At 64.8% G+C, this 18845-nt stretch carries 14 protein-coding genes; all 14 read left to right on the forward strand.

Translation table 11 applies throughout. The features are described 5' to 3' along the window. Positions 1 to 54 precede the first annotated feature (54 nt). The 14 genes from KF730_RS13290 (at position 55) to rfbH (ending at position 18835) form a co-directional block, all read left to right on the forward strand. Positions 55 to 3078 (forward strand): TonB-dependent receptor, encoded by a 3024-nt coding sequence (locus KF730_RS13290; RefSeq protein ID WP_294097936.1) that lies wholly within the window; start codon positions 55 to 57, stop codon positions 3076 to 3078. 226 nt (positions 3079 to 3304) lie between these two features. Then, positions 3305 to 5614: a TonB-dependent receptor gene (locus tag KF730_RS13295; RefSeq protein ID WP_294097938.1), complete on the forward strand. Its 2310-nt coding sequence runs from the start codon at positions 3305 to 3307 to the stop codon at positions 5612 to 5614. A 36-nt stretch (positions 5615 to 5650) separates the two neighbouring features. Then, positions 5651 to 6937: an MFS transporter gene (locus KF730_RS13300; RefSeq protein WP_294097939.1), complete on the forward strand. Its 1287-nt coding sequence runs from the start codon at positions 5651 to 5653 to the stop codon at positions 6935 to 6937. Beyond that, positions 6934 to 8562 carry a carboxylesterase family protein gene (locus tag KF730_RS13305; RefSeq protein WP_294097940.1) on the forward strand — a complete coding sequence of 543 codons (1629 nt, stop codon included), beginning with the start codon at positions 6934 to 6936 and terminating at the stop codon, positions 8560 to 8562. The genes KF730_RS13300 and KF730_RS13305 overlap by 4 nt, the downstream gene beginning before the upstream one ends. Beyond that, positions 8559 to 10148, forward strand: coding sequence for an AMP-binding protein (locus KF730_RS13310; protein WP_294097942.1), 1590 nt, complete (start codon positions 8559 to 8561; stop codon positions 10146 to 10148). Before KF730_RS13305 ends, KF730_RS13310 begins: the two co-directional genes overlap by 4 nt. Positions 10149 to 10200: 52 nt before the next feature. Further along, entirely contained in the window at positions 10201 to 10881 is a 681-nt protein-coding gene (locus tag KF730_RS13315) for a TetR/AcrR family transcriptional regulator (protein WP_294097943.1), read from the forward strand. A gap of 87 nt (positions 10882 to 10968) precedes the next feature. Further along, entirely contained in the window at positions 10969 to 11862 is an 894-nt protein-coding gene (locus tag KF730_RS13320) for an SDR family NAD(P)-dependent oxidoreductase (protein ID WP_294097944.1), read from the forward strand. A gap of 61 nt (positions 11863 to 11923) precedes the next feature. Beyond that, a complete protein-coding gene (locus tag KF730_RS13325; protein WP_294097945.1) occupies positions 11924 to 12760 on the forward strand; it encodes a transketolase in 837 nt (278 codons plus the stop codon). Beyond that, the gene (locus KF730_RS13330; RefSeq protein ID WP_294097946.1) at positions 12753 to 13625 is read left to right on the forward strand and encodes a hypothetical protein; all 873 of its coding nucleotides are present in this window, start codon (positions 12753 to 12755) and stop codon (positions 13623 to 13625) included. The genes KF730_RS13325 and KF730_RS13330 overlap by 8 nt, the downstream gene beginning before the upstream one ends. Positions 13626 to 13677: 52 nt before the next feature. Next, positions 13678 to 14454, forward strand: coding sequence for a glucose-1-phosphate cytidylyltransferase (rfbF, locus tag KF730_RS13335; RefSeq protein WP_294097948.1), 777 nt, complete (start codon positions 13678 to 13680; stop codon positions 14452 to 14454). Between the two features lie 3 nt (positions 14455 to 14457). Then, on the forward strand, positions 14458 to 15510 hold the full coding sequence (gene rfbG / locus KF730_RS13340) for a CDP-glucose 4,6-dehydratase (RefSeq protein WP_294097951.1): 1053 nt from the start codon (positions 14458 to 14460) through the stop codon (positions 15508 to 15510). Positions 15511 to 15516: 6 nt separating this feature from the next. Continuing rightward, entirely contained in the window at positions 15517 to 16458 is a 942-nt protein-coding gene (locus KF730_RS13345; RefSeq protein WP_294097953.1) for an NAD(P)-dependent oxidoreductase, read from the forward strand. Continuing rightward, a complete protein-coding gene (locus KF730_RS13350) occupies positions 16455 to 17483 on the forward strand; it encodes a glycosyltransferase family 2 protein (RefSeq protein WP_294097955.1) in 1029 nt (342 codons plus the stop codon). The genes KF730_RS13345 and KF730_RS13350 overlap by 4 nt, the downstream gene beginning before the upstream one ends. After that, the gene (gene rfbH, locus KF730_RS13355) at positions 17480 to 18835 is read left to right on the forward strand and encodes a lipopolysaccharide biosynthesis protein RfbH (RefSeq protein ID WP_294097957.1); all 1356 of its coding nucleotides are present in this window, start codon (positions 17480 to 17482) and stop codon (positions 18833 to 18835) included. Before KF730_RS13350 ends, rfbH begins: the two co-directional genes overlap by 4 nt. Positions 18836 to 18845: the final 10 nt, after the last annotated feature.

Raw genomic sequence — 18845 nt, forward strand, 5'->3', positions numbered from 1 at the left:
TCACGGCTCCGCTCCGCCTATATTGAGCGGAGCCTGATGAACAGGGAGACTAACATGCGTAAGACGTCCTATCTAACAAGCACAATCCTGTGCTCGGCTTTCGCGGCGATGGCGTTGCCATCGGCCGCTCTCGCCCAGGAAGCGAAGACCGCGCCTGCCGCAACCGGGGCCGCCAAGGACGAACAGGCTGCCGATGAGGGCGAGGCGATCGTCGTCACCGGTTCGCTGTTCCGCCGCACCAACACCGAGACGCCGTCGCCAATCACCGTGCTGAGCGCAGCGACGCTCGAAGAGCGCGGCATCAACACCGTCAGCGAGGCGATGCAGCGCCTGACCGCCAACGGCGCGGGCAACATCTCGCAGGGCTGGAACGCCGCCGGCAACTTCGCCGCTGGCGCGACCGCGCCTTCGCTGCGCGGCCTGACCGTGCAGGCGACGCTGTCGATCTCCGACGGTCTGCGCATGGCGCCCTATCCGCTCGCGGACGACGGCCAGCGTAACTTCGTCGATCTGAACTCCATTCCCTCGGCAACGATCGAGCGCATCGAAGTGCTGCGCGACGGCGCTTCGTCGACCTATGGTGCCGACGCGATCGCGGGCGTGATCAACATCATTACCAAGAAGGAGATCAAGGGCCTTCATCTCAACGCCAGCGCCGGCATTTCTCAGCGCGGCGACGCCGGCGAGCAGCGCGTCTCGGGCGCATGGGGCATTGGCGACCTCAACGAGCAGGGCTTCAATTTCTACCTGTCCGGTGAGTATCAAAAGCAGGATCGCCTGCTTGCGCGTGACCGCGGCTATCCGTTCAACAGCTCGGATCTGTCGCGCCTCTGCAACGCGGCCGGAAGCTGCCGGAACAATGGCATTCAGAACGCGGTCACCACCGAGACCGGTATCTTCAACGGTCTGTTCGCCATTTCCGGCGTGACGCTGATCCGCCCGATCACGGCAGCGGGCACCAACACCGGCGCCGGCCGCTTCACCTATCTGAACCCGGGTGCCGGCTGCCTTGGCCGCACCACGGGCACGATCACGGCCGCACAGTCGCCCACGTCGCCGCTGACGATTTGCCAGACCGATCCGATCGCCGAATATGGCCATTTGCTGCCGAGCGTCGAACGCTTTGGCGGCTCGGCGCGCTTCACCGCCAATCTCGGCGACAGGGCGCAGCTCTATGCGATTGCGAGCTTCTACGATTCCAAGGTCAAGCGCACCGCGCAGCCGAGCGGTTATAACGGGCTTCCGCAGCCGCCGCGCCCTGCCGGTCAGCCGACCTACAACACGGTTCTGCCGGTCTATGTCTGCGCCGCGGGCGTGGGTACGTTCAACGGCACGAACACCGGCTGCACCGCCGCCAATGGCGTCCTCAACCCGTACAACCCCTATGCAGCTTTGGGCCAGACGGCGCAGGTTCTTTACCGCGACACGCGTCCGGTCGAGCAGAATAGCGACGCGCGCAGCTTGCGCGGCGTCATCGGTGTCGATGGTACGTTCGGGGACGGCTGGAACTATTCGGCCAGCTTCACCGCGATGAACGTGCGCCTGCTGCGTGCCCAGCTCAATTACCCCAATTTGCAGCACATCATGGATGTCGTCGCGCGCGGAGAGTTCAACTTCTTCAATCCGTCGGCGACGCCGCAATCGGTGCTTGACTATATCTCCCCGGCGAGCATCACGCGGTCGAGTTCGGACCTGTGGCAGCTGAGCGGGACGCTTACGAAGGATCTGTTCGAGCTTCCCGGCGGGCCGCTCCAGGCCGCTGTCGGCGGACAGATGCGCTACGAATCGATCAACGCACCGAGCGCCAACCCCGCTAACCTGATCCGGCCCTATGACCGGTACCTCGTGCTCAACGCGGTCGGCACCAAGGGCAGCCGCCGGGTGAAGTCGGGCTTCTTCGAAATCAATGCCCCGATCGTCAAGGAGCTCGAACTGAACGTCTCGGGCCGGTACGACAGCTATTCGTCCGGCCAGAGCAATTTCTCGCCGAAGGTCGGCGCGAAATTCACGCCGATCCCGCAGATCGCGGTCCGGGGCACCTATTCGAAGGGCTTCCGTATCCCGAGCTTCAACGAAGCGTTCGGCCTGCCGACCACCGGGTTTACGAACCAGACGCTCTCGCCTTCGGTGCCAGCCCAGGCAGCGTTCATAGCGCTGCACGGCAACAACGCCTATGCCACCAATCCATTCCCGCTCGGTACGACGACGGTTGGCAATCCCAGCCTGACGCCTGAGAAATCGACCAGCATCACCGCTGGTGCGGTTTTCGAGCCGATCCGCAATGTCAGCCTCACGGTTGATTACTGGCAGATCAAGATCAAGGGCCTGATCGCCGGCGTCACCGATGTCGCTCCGGCAATCGCCGCTTATTATGCCAATAACGGCGTCGTGAACATTCCAGGGATCAACGTGCTTCCGGGGCTTCCGGACGTCGCGCTCCCCAATGCGCTGCCGCATATCGGCTTCATCGAAGCGTCGTACACGAACACCGACTCGCAATTCTCGAGCGGGATCGATGTCGGTGCCAACGTCAACGTCAACATCACCGACGGCATTCGCCTGAACAGCAGCTTCGAAGCGTCGTACCAGCTTCGTTACGAGCTGATCCAGACCAACGGCGTCAAGCTGAACTATACCGGCACGCTCAGCCCCTGCTCGGTCACATCTTGTTCGGGCGCACCGCGGCTGCGTGCCACCTGGCAGAACACGCTGGACTTCGGCGACACCAAGATGTCGGTGACCGCCTATTACACCAGCGGATACGACAATGCGTCGGTTGACGAGGGCGGTATCGCCGGCAATTGCGCCGCCAACGCCGCAACGCGTCACCGGGTGCAGGTCTATAACGATCAGTCGCCGGTCCTCTGCCGCGCCAAGCCGACCTGGAACGTCGATCTGACGGCAAGCCAGAAGATCAACGAGAACTTCCTGCTGTACGTGAACGTGCTCAACGTTCTGGATATCAAGCCGCCATACGACCCGTCGTCGAGCTACGGCCAGTTCCAGTACAACCCGGCTTGGGCCGGCCCGAACATGATGGGCCGCTACTTCAAGGTCGGTGCCAAGATCGACTTCTGAGCTAACCGCGCTACCCGCCTGACGATCCGAAGCGTCAGGCGGGAGCGGCAAGAGACGGGCGGTGCGAGCGTTTTGACGCTCGCACCGCCCCTTTCGTTTGTCCGTCCCACCTTGTCCCGAAATAATATTCACGCGCGTGATAGTGAATATTGACAAGATTCTTCCGTGGCGGCATCCTTGGCCTCACAAGCCGGCAGGACAGGATCGGCATATTGGGAGAGAGAGCATGCGAGTGAACCTTCTCGCGTCGGCGTGCGCCGTCGCCATTGCCGTGAGCGCCACGCCCGTCTGGGCGCAGAGCGCGCCCCCCGCCGATCAGACGGCGGCGCAGGACGATGCTTCCGACGAAGACATCGTCGTCACCGCCACGCGCCGCGAAGAACGCATCCAGGATGTGCCGCTGTCGATCACCGCGTTCACGCAAAAGACGCTGACCGAAAAGGGCATTGTCGGTTTCGAGGGCATCGGCCGCGAAACGCCCGGCGTGGTGCTCAACCGCCCGACCCAGAATTTCAACAACTTCACGTCGCGCGGCATCGCCACCAACGGCTATAACGCCAACCTGCAAAGCTCGGTCGCGGTCTATATCGACGAACTGCCGGTCTCGACGATCGGCAACACCACGGTGGTCGATCCCAATCTGTTCGACGTCGAGCGCGTCGAGTTCCTGCGCGGGCCGCAGGGCACGTTGTTCGGATCGGGCTCGCTGTCGGGCGCGATGCGGATCCTCACCAAGAGCCCCAACCTCTCGAACTTCGACGTCTCGGCGCTCGCCGATCTCGGCCTAACCGGATCGGATTCGTTCCGCCAGCGCTATAATCTGATGGTCAATCTGCCGGTCGTCACCGACAAGCTCGCGATCCGTGCCGTCGGCTTCTACCGCAACGAAGACGGCTATCTCGATAACGTCGGCACCGGCGTCCATAACTCGAACAAGCTGATCGATTATGGCGGGCGCCTGGTCGCGCTGTGGCAGCCCACCGACCGGCTCTCGATCAAGCTGCTGGCTTCCTATGAGAATAGCGATCCCAAGGATTCGTCGCTGACCAGCCCGTCGCTCGGACGCGAGAAGCGCGTCTCCGACCAGCCGGACCGCTTCACCGGCAAGCAGACCGTGTTCAACGGCACGCTCAACTACGACATGGGCTTCGCGAACCTGACGAGCTCATCGACCTATTCGAAGATGGATCAGCGCTTCTGGGTCGATCTGGCCGGCACGTTCCCCGCGCAGCCGGCCTATCCGGGCGCCCCGATCGCCTTTGGTCTCGACGCCAATGCCTATGACAAGGTGTTCGTGCAGGAGACGCGGCTGGTGTCGTCGCTCGACGGTCCCTTGCAGTTCACCCTCGGCGGCTTCTATCTGCACCGCCGCCGCGACGTGGATTATTTCTACCGCTCGAGCCTCGCCTTCCTCGCCTCCCGCAACTACACCGGGCTGCCCGACCAATATTATCAAAAGCAGTACACGCACTTCAACAGTGAGGAGCTTGCCGGATTCGGCGAGCTGACCTACCGCTTCTCGCCCAAATTCTGGCTGACCGGCGGCATGCGCTATGGCCGCACCTCGCAGCAGGGCTTCACCGAGCCCGGCGGTTATCTCGCGACGGCGGCGGGCTTCAACTATTTCACCTATGCGCTGCTCAACTACCGCAACATCAACTTCAACACGCTGACGCCCTACGCCGCCGCCACCGGGGTCAAGGCGACCGGCTCCAAGCCGTCATGGAAGGCGAGCGCCAGCTTCAAGCCGGTCGATCACATCACCACCTATGCGACCTTCTCGACCGGCTTCCGCGCGCCGATCGTCAACGCGTTCGCCGGCCGCGCCAGCCTGACCAATCCGGCCGACATCATCATCCCCAACGGCGCGTCCTCGGACGATCTGAAGAGCTATGAGATCGGCGCCAAGGCGCGCTTCCTCGGCGGGCGGGTGACGATCAACGCCGCAGCCTATCTGATCGACTGGAACAACATCCAGGCCCAGGCCAACCGCGTTTCGGACTCGGTGCAGTTCGCCACCAATATCGGCGGCGCGCGCAGCCAGGGCTTCGAAGTCGAGATGGGCATCCTGCCCGGCAGCGGCTTCTTCATCGGCTTCAACGCCGCGTACAATGATTCGAAGATCACCAAGCTGAGCGCCACGGAGGCGGCGATCTCCGGCGCGGTGCTCGGCCACCGGCTGTCGGCGCCGCGGCTTCAGGGCGCGCTGTCGATCTCGAACACCTTCGATATCGGTCCGGACGCGAAGGGCACCCTTGCGGTCAGCACGCAATATATCGGCTCGTACAACAGCGCCTTCCCCAACGTGCCGGGTGCGCCGAACGTGCGGCTGGCAACCTTCGGGGTGACCGACGAATATCTGAACACCAATATCAGTCTGGGCATGAAGAAGGGGCCGCTCTCGGCGCAGCTTTACGTCGAGAACGTCTTCGACGATCATTCGACGGTCTACATCCACCCCGAGGCGTTCTTGAACAGCCGCTTCGGGACGATGCGGCCGCGCACCATCGGCATCCGCCTCGGCTACGGACTCTAAGCGATGACGACCGGCTCCGTTTCTTCCTCCGATGCAATGGAGCCGGTCGCAGGCTCAGGCGGCGCGCGGCCCTGGGTCGTGCTGTCGATGCTGACCTTCGTCTACGTCATCAATTTCCTCGATCGGCAATTGCTCGGCTTCCTCGCCAAGCCGATCAAGGATACGCTGCACATCAGTGACGGCGATCTCGGCAAGATCGGCGGCCTGTATTTCGCGATGTTCTATTGCTTCATCGCAATTCCCGTCGGCTGGCTGGCGGACCGCACCAATCGCGTCAACGTGCTGTCGCTGGCCTGTGCGATCTGGAGCGGGGCGACGGTCGCGTGCGGGATGGCGACCAACTACACCCAGCTCGTCGCGGCACGAATGACGGTCGGCTTTGGCGAAGCCGGGGGTGTGCCCCCCAGCTATGCGATCATCACCGACACCTTCCCGCCGGGCAAGCGCGGCTTCGCCTTCGGCATCTATAATTTCGGCCCGCCTCTGGGTGCGGCGCTCGGCATCGCCTTTGGCGGCTGGATCGCGATCGCCTATGGCTGGCGCGAGGCGTTCATCACCATCGGCGTGATCGGCATCATCGCCGCGATCCTGGTCCGCGTGGTGCTGCGCGATCCGCCGCGCGGCGCGCTCGATCTCGACGCCGCGGGGGCCGCGACGGTCTACGAGAAGGCGCCGTTCTGGGCGACGACCAGAACCTTCTTCACCAATCCGGTGCTGCTGCTCGCCTCGCTCGGCAGCGGCGCCACCCAGTTCGTCACCTATGGCCTCGGCAATTTCGCGGTGCTGTTCCTGATGGAAAGCAAGGGCATGAAGCTCGCCGAGGTTTCGGTGTGGTACGCGCTGGCGGTGCTGATCGGCATGGGCGGCAGCATGATCATCTCGGGCCGCATCCTCGATCTGCTCACCAGGCGCTCGCGCACCGGCTATGCGCTGGCGCCGGCGATCTCACTGGTGATCGCGATGCCCTTCTACGTCGCGTTCGTATGGGCGCCGGGCTGGCCGGTGGCACTGGCGCTGCTCACCGTCGTGATGCTGTTCAACTATGTCTATCTCTCGGCGTCGGTGGCGCTGGTCCAGGACGAGGTCGCGCCCAACAAGCGCGTGCTCTCCGGCGCTTTGCTGCTGCTGGTGATGAACTTCATCGGGCTCGGGCTGGGCCCCACCTATGTGGGTGCCGCCAGCGACTGGCTGAAGGCGCATGACTATCAGAACACGCTGCAGCTCGCGCTCTATTCGATCACGCCCTTCTATCTGATCGCGATCGGGCTGTTCCTCTGGCTCGCCCGCATCCTCCGCCGCGAGACGCGCAAGGCACAGGCATGAAATCTTTCCTCGCAGCCGCGCTGGCGGCCAGTCTTTTCGCCGGTCCGGCACTTGCTCAGGTGCCGGTCGTGCAGGCGCCGGCCGGAACCGTGCAGGGCACAGGGCAGGGCGATATCCGCATCTTCAAGGGCATTCCCTTCGCCCAGCCGCCGGTCGGCGCGATGCGCTGGAAGCCGCCGGTCGAGCTGCCGGCTTGGGAAGGCGTGCGCAATGCCGCCAGCTTCGGGCCGGCCTGCGTCCAGCCGCACGCCAGAGCCGCCGGCATCTACACCAACCCGCCCGAAAGGATGAGCGAGGATTGCCTGACGCTCAACATCTGGGCGCCGAAGAATGCCGCCAAGCTGCCGGTGTTCGTGTGGATCCACGGCGGCGCCCTGGTCGGTGGATACAGCCATGAGCGGATGTACGACGGCGCGCGGATGGCGCAGCGCGGCGGGGCGATCGTGGTTTCGATCAACTACCGGCTCGGCATCCTCGGCTATCTCGCCCATCCCGAGCTGAGCAGGGAATCGGCGGAGGGCATATCGGGCAATTACGGCCTGCTCGATCAGATCGCGGCGCTGCGCTGGGTCCAGCGCAACATCGCGGCGTTCGGCGGCGATCCCGGCAACGTCACCATCGCGGGAGAATCGGCAGGCGCGCTCAGCGTCATGTACCTGCTGGCGAGCCCGCAGGCGCGGGGCCTGTTTCACAAGGCGATCGCGCAGAGCGCCTATATGATCACCACCCCGGAGCTCAAGCAGGGCCGCTTCGGCCTGCCCGCGGCCGAGGCTTCGGGAACGCTCGCAATGGCTGCGCTCGGCGCGCCGGATCTGGCCGGGTTGCGCGCGATGGACGCCGAGAAGCTCACCGACATGGCGGCGGCCAAGGGCTTCGGCCCCTGGGCGGCGATCGACGGCAAGACGCTGACCCGCCAATTGGTCGAGACCTGGGACCGCGGCGAGCAGGCGAAGGTGCCGGTGCTGGCCGGATTCAATTCGGGCGAGATCCGCTCGCTGCGCGTGCTGCTGCCGCCGGCTCCGGCGAATGCCTCGGCGTATGAGGAACTGATCCGCGCCCGCTATGGCGATCTCGCCGATCACTTCCTGCGCCTGTACCCTTCCAGCAATGTCGGCGAGTCGATGCTGGCCACGACGCGCGACGCATTATATGGCTGGACCTCGGAACGGCTCGCGATCGGCCAGACGGCGATCGGCCAGCCCGGCTACCTCTATTTGTTCGATCATGGCTATCCGGCGGCGGACGATAACGGGCTGCACGCCTTTCACGCCTCCGAAATCCCCTATGTCTTCGGCACCGCCAGCGATACGCCGCCTTATTGGCCGAAGATGCCGGCGACCGCGAACGACCGGCAGCTTTCCACGGCAATGATGGATTACTGGACCTCCTTCGCCCGCACCGGAACCCCGGTCGCGAAGGGGCAGCCGGCATGGCCGGCCTATGGCAAGGCATCCAACTACATGGCGTTCGGGCGGGTGCCCAAGCCCGGGAAGGATCTGTTCCCCGGCATGTTCGCGCTGCACGAGGCAGCGGTCTGCCGCCGCCGCGCGGCGGGCGATCAACCCTGGAACTGGAACACCGGGGTGATTTCTCCCGTGCTAAAAAAGGCGGCGAACTGCAGATGATCGACGGAAGCATTCAGGATTTTCCGCTGACTCTCGACAAGTTCCTCGATCACGCGGCCAAATGGCATCCCGAGGCGCAGGTGGTGAGCGCGCGCGAGGGCGGCGCGACCGAGCGGATCGGCTATGCGGGCCTGCGCGAGCGGAGCCTGAAGGCATCGCGGGTGCTGGCGGACATGGGGGTGGTCAAGGGTGACCGCGTCGCGACGTTGGCATGGAACAGCCAGGCGCATGTCGAGGCCTGGTATGCGGTGATGGGGATGGGCGCGGTGTGCCACACGCTCAATCCGCGACTGACCCGCGCCCAGCTCGCGTCGATGGTAAAGCAGTCGGAGGCGCGCATCGTGATCGCGAGCGGCGATCTGGCGCCGCTCGCGCTCGATATCGCGCGCGAGGCCGCGGGCGTCGAACGCGTGCTGCTGATCGATGTGGCGGCGGATCTGGTAAGCGGAGAGCCCGGCGCGGACGTCGCCGCGCTCGCGCCGCTGATCGATGCTGCGGAGGCCGATTTCGTCTGGGGCGATTTCGAGGAAACCGCGCCTTCTGGACTATGCTTTACATCGGGCACCACCGGCGCCCCCAAGGGCGTCACCTACACCCACCGTTCGAGCTTTCTCCACACGCTGCGCGCGCTTCAGGCTGACGTGATGGCGTTCACCGCGCGCGACAGCGTGCTTGCCGCAGTCCCGATGTTCCATGCCAATGCCTGGGGGCTGCCATTCGCGCTGCCCGCCGTGGGCGGCAAACTGGTGCTGCCCGGCCGGGTCACCGATGGCGCGAGCCTGGCGCGGCTGATCAATGCTGAGGGCGTCACCGTCGGCGTCGGTGTGCCGACGGTTTGGCTCGGGCTGGTCGAGCATCTCGATGCGGCGGGCGGCGAAGTGCCGACGCTCGAGCGCGTGATCATGGGCGGTGCGCCGCTGCCACCGGCGCTGATGAAGCGCGTCGAGAAACGGCTGGGCGTGACGGTCCAGACCAGCTGGGGCATGACCGAGCTGTCGCCTTCGGGGACGGTCTCGCGGCCCAACGATCCGGCGCGGAAGGCGGCGCTATCGGGGCGGCCGGCGGTGGGCGTCGACCTTCTGCTGACCGATGCCGACGGGCGCGCCCTCCCCGAGCAGCGTGGCGTCGAAGGCCATTTGCGGGTGCGCGGCGCGGCGGTGGTCGATCGCTATTTCGGGCATTCCGAAAAGGCGACCGATGCGGATGGCTGGTTCACCACCGGCGATCTCGCCCGGATCGAGCCCGACGGCAGCCTGATGATCACCGGGCGCGCCAAGGATCTGATCAAGTCGGGCGGCGAATGGATCAATCCCGCCGAGATCGAGGCGGTGGTCGGCAGCATCCCGCAAGTCAGTCTGGCCGCGGTCATCGGCCGCAGCGACCCTAAATGGGGCGAGCGACCGATCCTGCTGGTCGAGATGCGCGAGCGCGAGGATCTGAGCGACGAGGCCTTGCTGGCGCCCCTCAAGGATCGGGTCGCGCCATGGTGGATTCCCGACGCGGTGGTGCGCGTCGATACGATGCCGCTCGCGCCGACCGGCAAGATCGACAAGATGCGGCTGCGGGGCGAATATGGCGACGCTTGAGACCGCCCGCCGCGTCTTGACGCCAACCCCGGCAGGACCGAAGGACGGTGGCGTGCCTGAGACCGTAAAAGCCCCGCGCCGCACGAAGAAGGCCGAGCAACGCGCCGAGACGATGGAGCAGATTCTCGACGCGGCCGAATATCTCTTTTCCAAGCATGGCCTGTACGGAGTCACGCTCAAGGATGTCGCCAAGCGCGTTGGCGTCCATCACACGCTGCTCAATTATTATTTCGCCGACAAGAACCGCCTGTTCGACGCGGTGTTTGCCCGCCGCGCGGTGGTTACCAGTGAGCGACGGATCAAGGCACTCGACGAATATGCCGCCGAGTGCGCTGGCAAGCCGACCGTGGAGGGAGCACTGCGCGCCTTCCTCGATACCGATCTCGATCTCTATATCGAGGGCGGCGAAGGCTGGAAGAATTACGCGGCGCTCGGCGCGCAGGTGGCGAACACCCCCGAATGGGGCGCCGAACTGATGGACGAGCATTTCGATCCCGTCGTGCTGCGGCTGATCGCCCTGCTCAAGCAGGCGCTGCCCGATTGCGCCGAGGAAGACATCTTCTGGGGCTATCACTTCGTCACCGGCGCGCTGATGCTGACGCTGGCGCGCACCGGCCGCATCGACAAGCTGTCGGGCGGGCGCTGCAAATCCGAGGATTTCGTAGCGGTCAAGGAACGGATGGCGTCGTTCATGGCCGCGGGCTTTCTCGAAATCTGTCACAAAAAGCGCTGAATCACGCTGTCGGAAGTCACTCGCTATCTTGTGAGTGAATAAACCGTGCGCTACCCCTCTCGGGCAAGCAAGCGAGGGAGTTTGGCGATGGAATTGTCGGGTCGGGTTGCTATCGTCACGGGTGCCGGCGGAGGACTTGGCCGGGCACATGCGCTGTATCTCGCGCGCCATGGCGCGCGGCTGGTCATCAACGATGTCGCGCAGGAAAGTGCCGATCGCGTTGCCGCCGAGATCGCGGCGGCGGGCGGTGAGGCGATCGCGATCGCCGCGTCGGTGACCGACGAAGCCGCTGTTGCCGCGATGGTCGAGGCGGTGCTGGCCAAATGGGGCCGGATCGACGTGCTGATCAACAATGCCGGTATCCTGCGCGACAAGAGCTTCGCCAAGATGAGCATGGACGATTTCCGGCTGGTGATGGACGTCCATGTGATGGGCGCGGCGATCTGCACCAAGGCGGTGTGGGAGACGATGCGCGCGCAGAATTACGGCCGCGTCGTCATGACCACTTCGTCCTCGGGCCTGTACGGCAATTTCGGCCAGGCCAATTACGGCGCCGCCAAGATGGCGCTGGTCGGTCTGATGCAGACCCTGGCGATCGAAGGCGAGAAATACGGCATCCGCGTCAACGCGCTGGCCCCGACCGCGGCGACGCAGATGACCAATGGTGTGCTGTCGGACGACAGCATGAAGAATCTCGATCCCGCATTGGTCAGCCCGGCGCTGCTGCCTCTGGTCGGCGAGAATGCGCCGACCCGGGCGATCGTCTGCGCCGGCGCGGGGCATTTCGCCCGGGCCAATGTCACGCTCACCCAGGGCAGCCTCATCGGCGGCGCGGCGGATGCCGGCGAGCAACTCATGGCGGCATGGGACGCGGTGTCGGATCGCGCCGGCGAGCTGGTGCCCGACTATGGCTTCACCCAGGCCGAGCGCGAACTGGCCAGCGCGGGCGCCGGCGGCGACGTGATGGCGGTGCAGCACTGAGCGCGATCTTAGGCGAAGGTTAACCATGCGCGGGCGATGACCGTCCGCGATGAACATGCCCGTGCCCGTGCGACAGGATCCGGCTTTGGGCTGCCCGCTCAAGGCGCGTGCCGTTCGTATCCGGCGGCTGGCGCTGGAGATGGTGACGCGGGCCAGGGCCTCGCATATCGGCAGCGCGCTCTCGATCGCCGATATCGTCGCGGCGCTCTACGGCGAAGTGCTGCGCGTCGATCCCGCCGATCCGCAATGGCAAGAGCGCGACCGGCTGTTGCTGAGCAAGGGCCATGCCTGCGTCATCCTCTACGCGGCGCTCGCCGATGCCGGGTTCTTTCCGCTCAATCGGCTGGAAACCTATGCGCAGGACGGCTCCGAGCTGATGAGCCATATCAGTCACAAGGTACCCGGCGTGGAGTTCTCGACCGGCTCGCTGGGGCACGGCCTGCCCTTTGGCACCGGCAAGGCGCTGGCGGCGAAGAAGCGGGACAAGGACTGGCGGACTTTCGTCATTCTCGGCGACGGCGAGATCGCCGAAGGCAGCAACTGGGAAGCGATGCTGTTTGCCGCCCATAACCGCCTCGACAACCTGGTCGGCATCATCGACTATAACAAGCTGCAGAGCCTGACGACGGTCGAGCAGACGCTGCGCATCGAGCCGCTGGCGGACAAGATCGCCGCGTTCGGCTGGGCAGTGCGCGAAGTGGACGGGCACGATATTCGCGCCGTCGCCGATGCGCTGTCGTGCGCGCCGTGGCAGGCGGGCAAGCCTTCGATGCTGATCGCGCATACCGTGAAGGGCAGAGGCGTCAGCTTCATGGAAGACCAGGTCGCCTGGCACTATCGCAACCCCAGCGAAGAACAGCTGGCGCAGGCGATCGCGGAGCTCGAAGGCGATGCGTAACGCCTTTATCGAGGAGCTGGTGTCGCTGGCCGAAACACACGACCATATCGCGCTGATCGTCGGCGATCTCGGCTATGGCGTGATCGAGCCCTTCGCCGATCGCTTCCCGGACCGCTTCGTCAATGCCGGCATCGCCGAGCAGAATATGGCGGGGCTGGCGGCCGGCATGGCCTCCGAAGGCTATCATGTCTTCACCTATTCGATCGCCAATTTCCCGACCTTCCGCTGCGCCGAGCAGATCCGCAACGATATCGGCTATCACGGCATGGCAGTAACCACCGTCGCGGTCGGCGGCGGGCTCGCTTATGGCGCGCTCGGCTACTCGCACCATGCGGTGCAGGATTATGCGCTGATGCGCTGCATGCCCGGCATGATCATCGCCGCGCCGGGCGACGCGATGGAGGTCCGCGCCTGCATGCGCTGGCTGGTGGCCAATCCGGGGCCGTCCTATCTTCGCATCGGCAAGGCCGGCGAGCCGGTCTATCACCATGCCGTGCCTGAGATTTCGCCCGGCCGCTGGGTGCCGGTCCGCAAGGGCGAGCATTGGGACGAGCGGGCGTTGCTCGCGACCGGCGCGGCGCTCGGCGCCGCGCTGGAGCGGGCCGATGGCGCGCCGGTCTATTCGATGCCGCTGTGGGGCATGGCGAGCAAGGCCGTGCAGCCCGAAATGGTCGCGCGCCACGCTCGTGTGGAGACGCTCGAGGATCATCTGATCGACGGCGGCTTTGGCGCGTGGATGATGGAGGCGATGATCGGCCATGGCGATCTTGCCGGGCGGATCGCGCCGATCGCGCTCGATCCTTCTGTCTGCGGCATGGTCGCGAGCCAGGCGGTTCTTAACAAGGCTGGCGGGTTAACTCTCTAAAACGCCCGCGCTTTCACCGCTTGTTTACCATCTTCGTTGAAACCCGCTTTCCATGAAAGCCATCATCCTCGCCGGCGGCCTCGGCACGCGCCTCTCCGAGGAAACCTCGCTCCGGCCCAAGCCGATGGTCGAGATCGGCGGCATGCCGATCCTGTGGCACATCATGAAGATCTATTCGCATTACGGCGTGAACGACTTCATCATCTGCCTCGGCTACAAGGGCTATATGGTGAAGGAGTATTTCGCCAATTACGCGCTGCACATGTCCGACGTCACCTTCGACATGCGCAAGGGTTCGATGGAGGTCCATCGCAACGACGCCGAAGAATGGAAGATCAGCCTGATCAACACCGGCGAGACGACGATGACCGGCGGTCGGCTGCGCAAGGCGTTGCCGCATATCGGCAATGACGACAGTTTCTGCCTGACCTATGGCGACGGCGTAAGCGACGTAGATATCGCCGCGACGCTGGCGTTCCACAAATCGCACGGCAAGCGGGCGACGGTGACCGCGGTGCGGCCGAGCAGCCGCTTCGGCCAGCTCGATCTCGACGGCGACGATGTCCGTGCCTTCGCCGAAAAGCCGGTCGATGAGGGCGGCTGGATCAATGGCGGCTTCTTCGTGCTGTCGCGCGACATCGGCGACTATCTCGGCCCGGACGATGAATGCGTCTGGGAGCGCGAGCCCCTCGAAGCGCTGGCGCGTGAAGGCGAGCTTAAATCCTATTTCCACGATGGCTTCTGGCAGCCGATGGATACGCTGCGCGACCGGCAGATGCTCGAAGGCATGTGGGAGTGTAAGCAGGCGCCCTGGAAAGTCTGGCACTAGGCCGTGATCGACCGCGCATTCTGGCGTGACCGGCGGGTCTTCCTGACCGGGCATACCGGGTTCAAGGGCAGCTGGCTGACGCTGATGCTGGAGATGCTCGGCGCGCGGACCAATGGCTATAGCCTCGCGCCGCCGACCGATCCTTCGATGTTCGATCTGCTTGGCCTGGCGTCGGCGCTGGATCAAAGGATCGGTGACATCCGCGACCTGGCCGCGATGGAAGCGGCGATGCGGGCGGCGCAACCGGAAATGGTGTTCCACCTCGCCGCGCAGCCGCTGGTGCGGGCGTCCTATGACAGCCCGGTCGAGACCTACGCCACCAATGTGATGGGTACGGTGAACCTGCTCGACGCCTGCCGCAGGGTGGGTTCGGTCAAGACCATCGTCGTGATCACCACCGACAAATGCTATGAAAATACCGGCACCGCGCGCGGCTATGTCGAGGGCGATGCGATGGGCGGGCACGATCCCTATTCGAGCAGCAAGGGCTGCGCCGAGCTGGCAGTGTCGGCGTATCGCGACAGTTTCCTGCGTGCGGTAGGGATTGGTGTGGCATCGGCGCGAGCGGGCAACGTCATCGGCGGCGGCGATTTCGCCGCGGACCGGCTGGTGCCCGATGCGGTGTGCGCCTTTGCCGCGGGCGTGCCGCTGGAAATCCGCAACCCGCTGGCGATCCGCCCCTGGCAGCACGTGCTGGAACCGCTCGCTGGCTATCTGATGCTCGCCGAGCGGCTCCATGCCGATACCAGGTTTGCCGAGGGCTGGAATTTCGGCCCGGCGGTGGGCGATGCCGCGCCGGTCTCGCAGGTTGCCGATATCTTCGTTCGCCATTGGGGCGAGGGCGCGCGCTGGACCCAGGACGCGGGTTCGCATCCGCACGAAGCCGCTACCCTGATGCTCGATTGCGCCAAGGCTAACAACCGTCTTGGCTGGCATCCGAAGCTATCGCTGGACGATGCGCTGGCGCTGAGCGCCAAATGGTATCGCCGCTGGCTTGGTAAAGGCGATTTGCGCGCCATTTCTAAAGACCAAATTAACCAATATCTTTCACTTTGATCCCCGATGAGCGGGGATAATTCCTTAAAGCCGACCGTCTTGGTCACCGGCGCTGGCGGTTTCGTGGGTGCGGAAGTCGTGCGCGCGGCGCGGGCTGCTGGCCTGGCCGTCCATGCCACCGGCCGCTGCGCTGCGCTGGACCGCCTGAGCGGCTGCGACGTGCGCTACACCCGGATCGATCTGTTCGACCCGCATGCCGTCCATGCGCTGTTCGCGGTCGTCCGCCCCGATATCGTCATTCACACCGCCTGGGCCGGTGTCTCCGGTGACGCGCGTGCCAGCGACATACAGTTCGCCAATATCGCCGCCACCTGCAACCTCGCCGATTCCGCCGCCCGCTATGGCGCGCGCAAGTTCGTCGGGGTCGGCAGTCAGGCCGAATATGGCCCGATCCATGGCTCGGTCGCCGAAACCCGTCTGCCGGCGCCGTCGACGCTCTATGGCGCGGCCAAGCTGTCCGCTTCGCATCTCGCCCGCCAGTGCTGCGAAGCCGCTGGCGTGGAGTTCGCCTGGCTCCGCCTGTTCGCCACCTATGGCCCCGGCGATAACAGCAATTGGCTGATCCCAAGCCTGATCGCCAAGATGATCAAAGGCAAAAGCCCGAAGATGACGCCGGGCACCCAGAAATGGGATTATCTCTACAACGAAGACACTGCCGCTGGCGTCCTCGCCGCGGCGCTGAGCGATGCGCGCGGCACCTTCAACCTCTCCTCGGGCAGCGCCGTGCCGGTGCGCGACATCGCGACGATGATCCGCGATCGCGTCGCCCCGGGTCTCGAACTACGCTTCGGCGAAGTCGAGTTCGGCCCCATGCAGATCATGCACATGGAGGGCGACATCGCCGCGCTCCGCACCGCGACCGGCTGGTCGCCCCAGGTCAGCCTCGCCGAAGGCCTCGACCGCACCATCGCCGCGATGCGGCCGCTTGCTCACAAGGCCGCCGCATGACCCGCAAGACCATCTCGATCGTCTCGCCCTGCTTCAACGAGGCCGATAATGTCGAGCGCTGCCACGCCACCGTACGCGCATTGTTCGACGGGCCGCTCGCTGACTACGATCTCGAGCATATCTTCGCCGACAACGCTTCGACCGACGGCACGCCGGATATCCTCCGCGAGATCGCCGCCGCCGATCCTTCGGTGAAGGTCATCCTCAACGCCCGCAATTTCGGGCCCTTCCGCTCGATGTTCAACGCGCTGCGCGCCGCGACCGGCGATGCGGTGGTGGTGTTTCTAGCGGTCGATCTGCAGGACCCGCCCGAGAAGATCGTCGAGTTCGTGCGGCTGTGGGAAACCGGCGTCGAGGTCGTCGCCGGTGCCCGCGTCAACCGCCAGGAAAGCCTGATGCTGCGCATCTGCCGCGGCATTTTCTACCGGATCGTCAACGGACTGTCGGACATCGACATTCCCGTGAACGTCGGCGAATTCCAGCTGATCGACCGCAAGGTTTGGGCTGCGGTGGTCGAGCATGACGACCATTATCCCTATGTCCGCGGCATCATCGCCTCGGTCGGGTTCCGCCGCGTGATCGTCCCCTACACCTGGGAAGCGCGCAAGAGCGGCCTCTCCAAGAACAATATCCCGCGTCTCGTCGATCAGGCGCTCAACGGCATCTTCTCGTTCACCAATGCCCCCATGCGCGTCTGCACCTTTGCCGGTTTCGGGCTGGCGGCGCTGTGCATTCTCTACGCGCTCGGCTCGGTGATCGCCTATCTGTTCGATCCCGGCATGGCCCCGCGCGGCACGATGACGATGATCGTGTCGCTGTTCTTCCTCTCGGGCATCCAGCTGACCTTCATCGGCATCCTCGGCGAGTACGTCACCTCGATCCACTCGCAGGTCCGTCGCGGGCCGATGGTGGTCGAGCGCGAGCGGATCAATTTCGAGACCCAGACTCTTTCAAAGAATCTGGCGCTGCCGAGAAACAGCGAGAACCCGGTGCACAAGCTTCAGAAGAAAGTCGCCAAGCTGTGAGTCACGATCCCGAACGCGACGCCATCGTCGCCGCCGCCCGCGCTTATTTCGAATCGCGGCCCAAGCCGGCGTTCGTGCCCGGCGAGACCTATATCCCGCCCTCGGGCAAGGTCATGGACGGCGATGATTGCGCCTCGCTGGTCGATGCTTCGCTCGATATGTGGCTGACCGCCGGACGCTATGCCGAGCAGTTCGAGCGCGAGCTCGCCAAGCGCTGCGGGCGCCGCTATTCGAAGCTTACCGTCTCCGGCTCCGCCGCCAATCTGCTGGCCTTCGCGACCCTGACCAGCTGGAAGCGCGGGCCGAAAGCGATCAAACCCGGCGACGAGGTCATCACCGTCGCCGCCGGCTTCCCAACCACGATCACCCCGATCGTGCAATATGGCTGCATCCCCGTCTTCGTCGATGTCGATATCGAGACGCATAATGTCGATTGCGATCTGATCGAAGCCGCGATCACCGAAAAGACCCGCGCGGTGATGATCGCGCATTCGCTGGGCAACCCGTTCGACGTGGTTCGCGTCCGCGAGATCTGCCGCAAGCACGATCTGCTGCTTGTCGAGGATTGCTGCGACGCGTTCGGTGCCACCGCCAACGGCCAGCTCGTCGGCACGTTCGGCGATGTCGCCACGCTGAGCTTCTACCCCGCGCACCACATCACCATGGGCGAGGGCGGGGCGGTGCTGATGGACAGTCCGCTGCTCGCCAAGGTCTGCGAGAGTTTCCGTGACTGGGGCCGTGACTGCTATTGCGCGCCGGGCAAGGACAATAGCTGCAACAAGCGCTTCGGCTGGCGGCTGGGCGATCTGCCCAAGGGCTATGATCACAAATATACCTACAGCCATATCGGCTACAACATGAAGGTCAGCGACATGCAGGCGGCGCTCGGCGTCAGCCAGCTGACCAAGCTCGATCATTTCATCGCGCGACGCCGCGAGAATTTCGCCGAGCTGGAACAGCGCCTGCGCGCCGCCGGGCTCGACCGCTATTATCATCTGCCCGAGGCGACCCCGGGCACCGATCCGAGCTGGTTCGGCTATCTGATGACGGTGCGCGACGGCGCCGGCTTCGCGCGCAACGACGTGACTCAGGCGCTGGAAGCCCGCAAGGTCGGCACGCGCTTGTTGTTCGCCGGCAACATCATCCGCCAGCCGGCGTTCAAGGATGTGGCCTACCGCGTCCATGGCGGCCTCACCAACACCGACAAATTGATGGAAGACGCCTTCTGGATGGGCATCTGGCCGGGCATCGATGCGCCGCGGATGGACTATATGGTCGAGACGCTTTCGGACATCACCCATGCCCTGCTCGCCGGGCGCGATCCGCTGGCGCTGGTGCGCTCGGCGGCGTGACGGCAAGCCC

Origin of the sequence: Sphingomonas sp. (genome assembly GCF_019635515.1) — a bacterium.
GTDB lineage: Bacteria > Pseudomonadota > Alphaproteobacteria > Sphingomonadales > Sphingomonadaceae > Sphingomonas.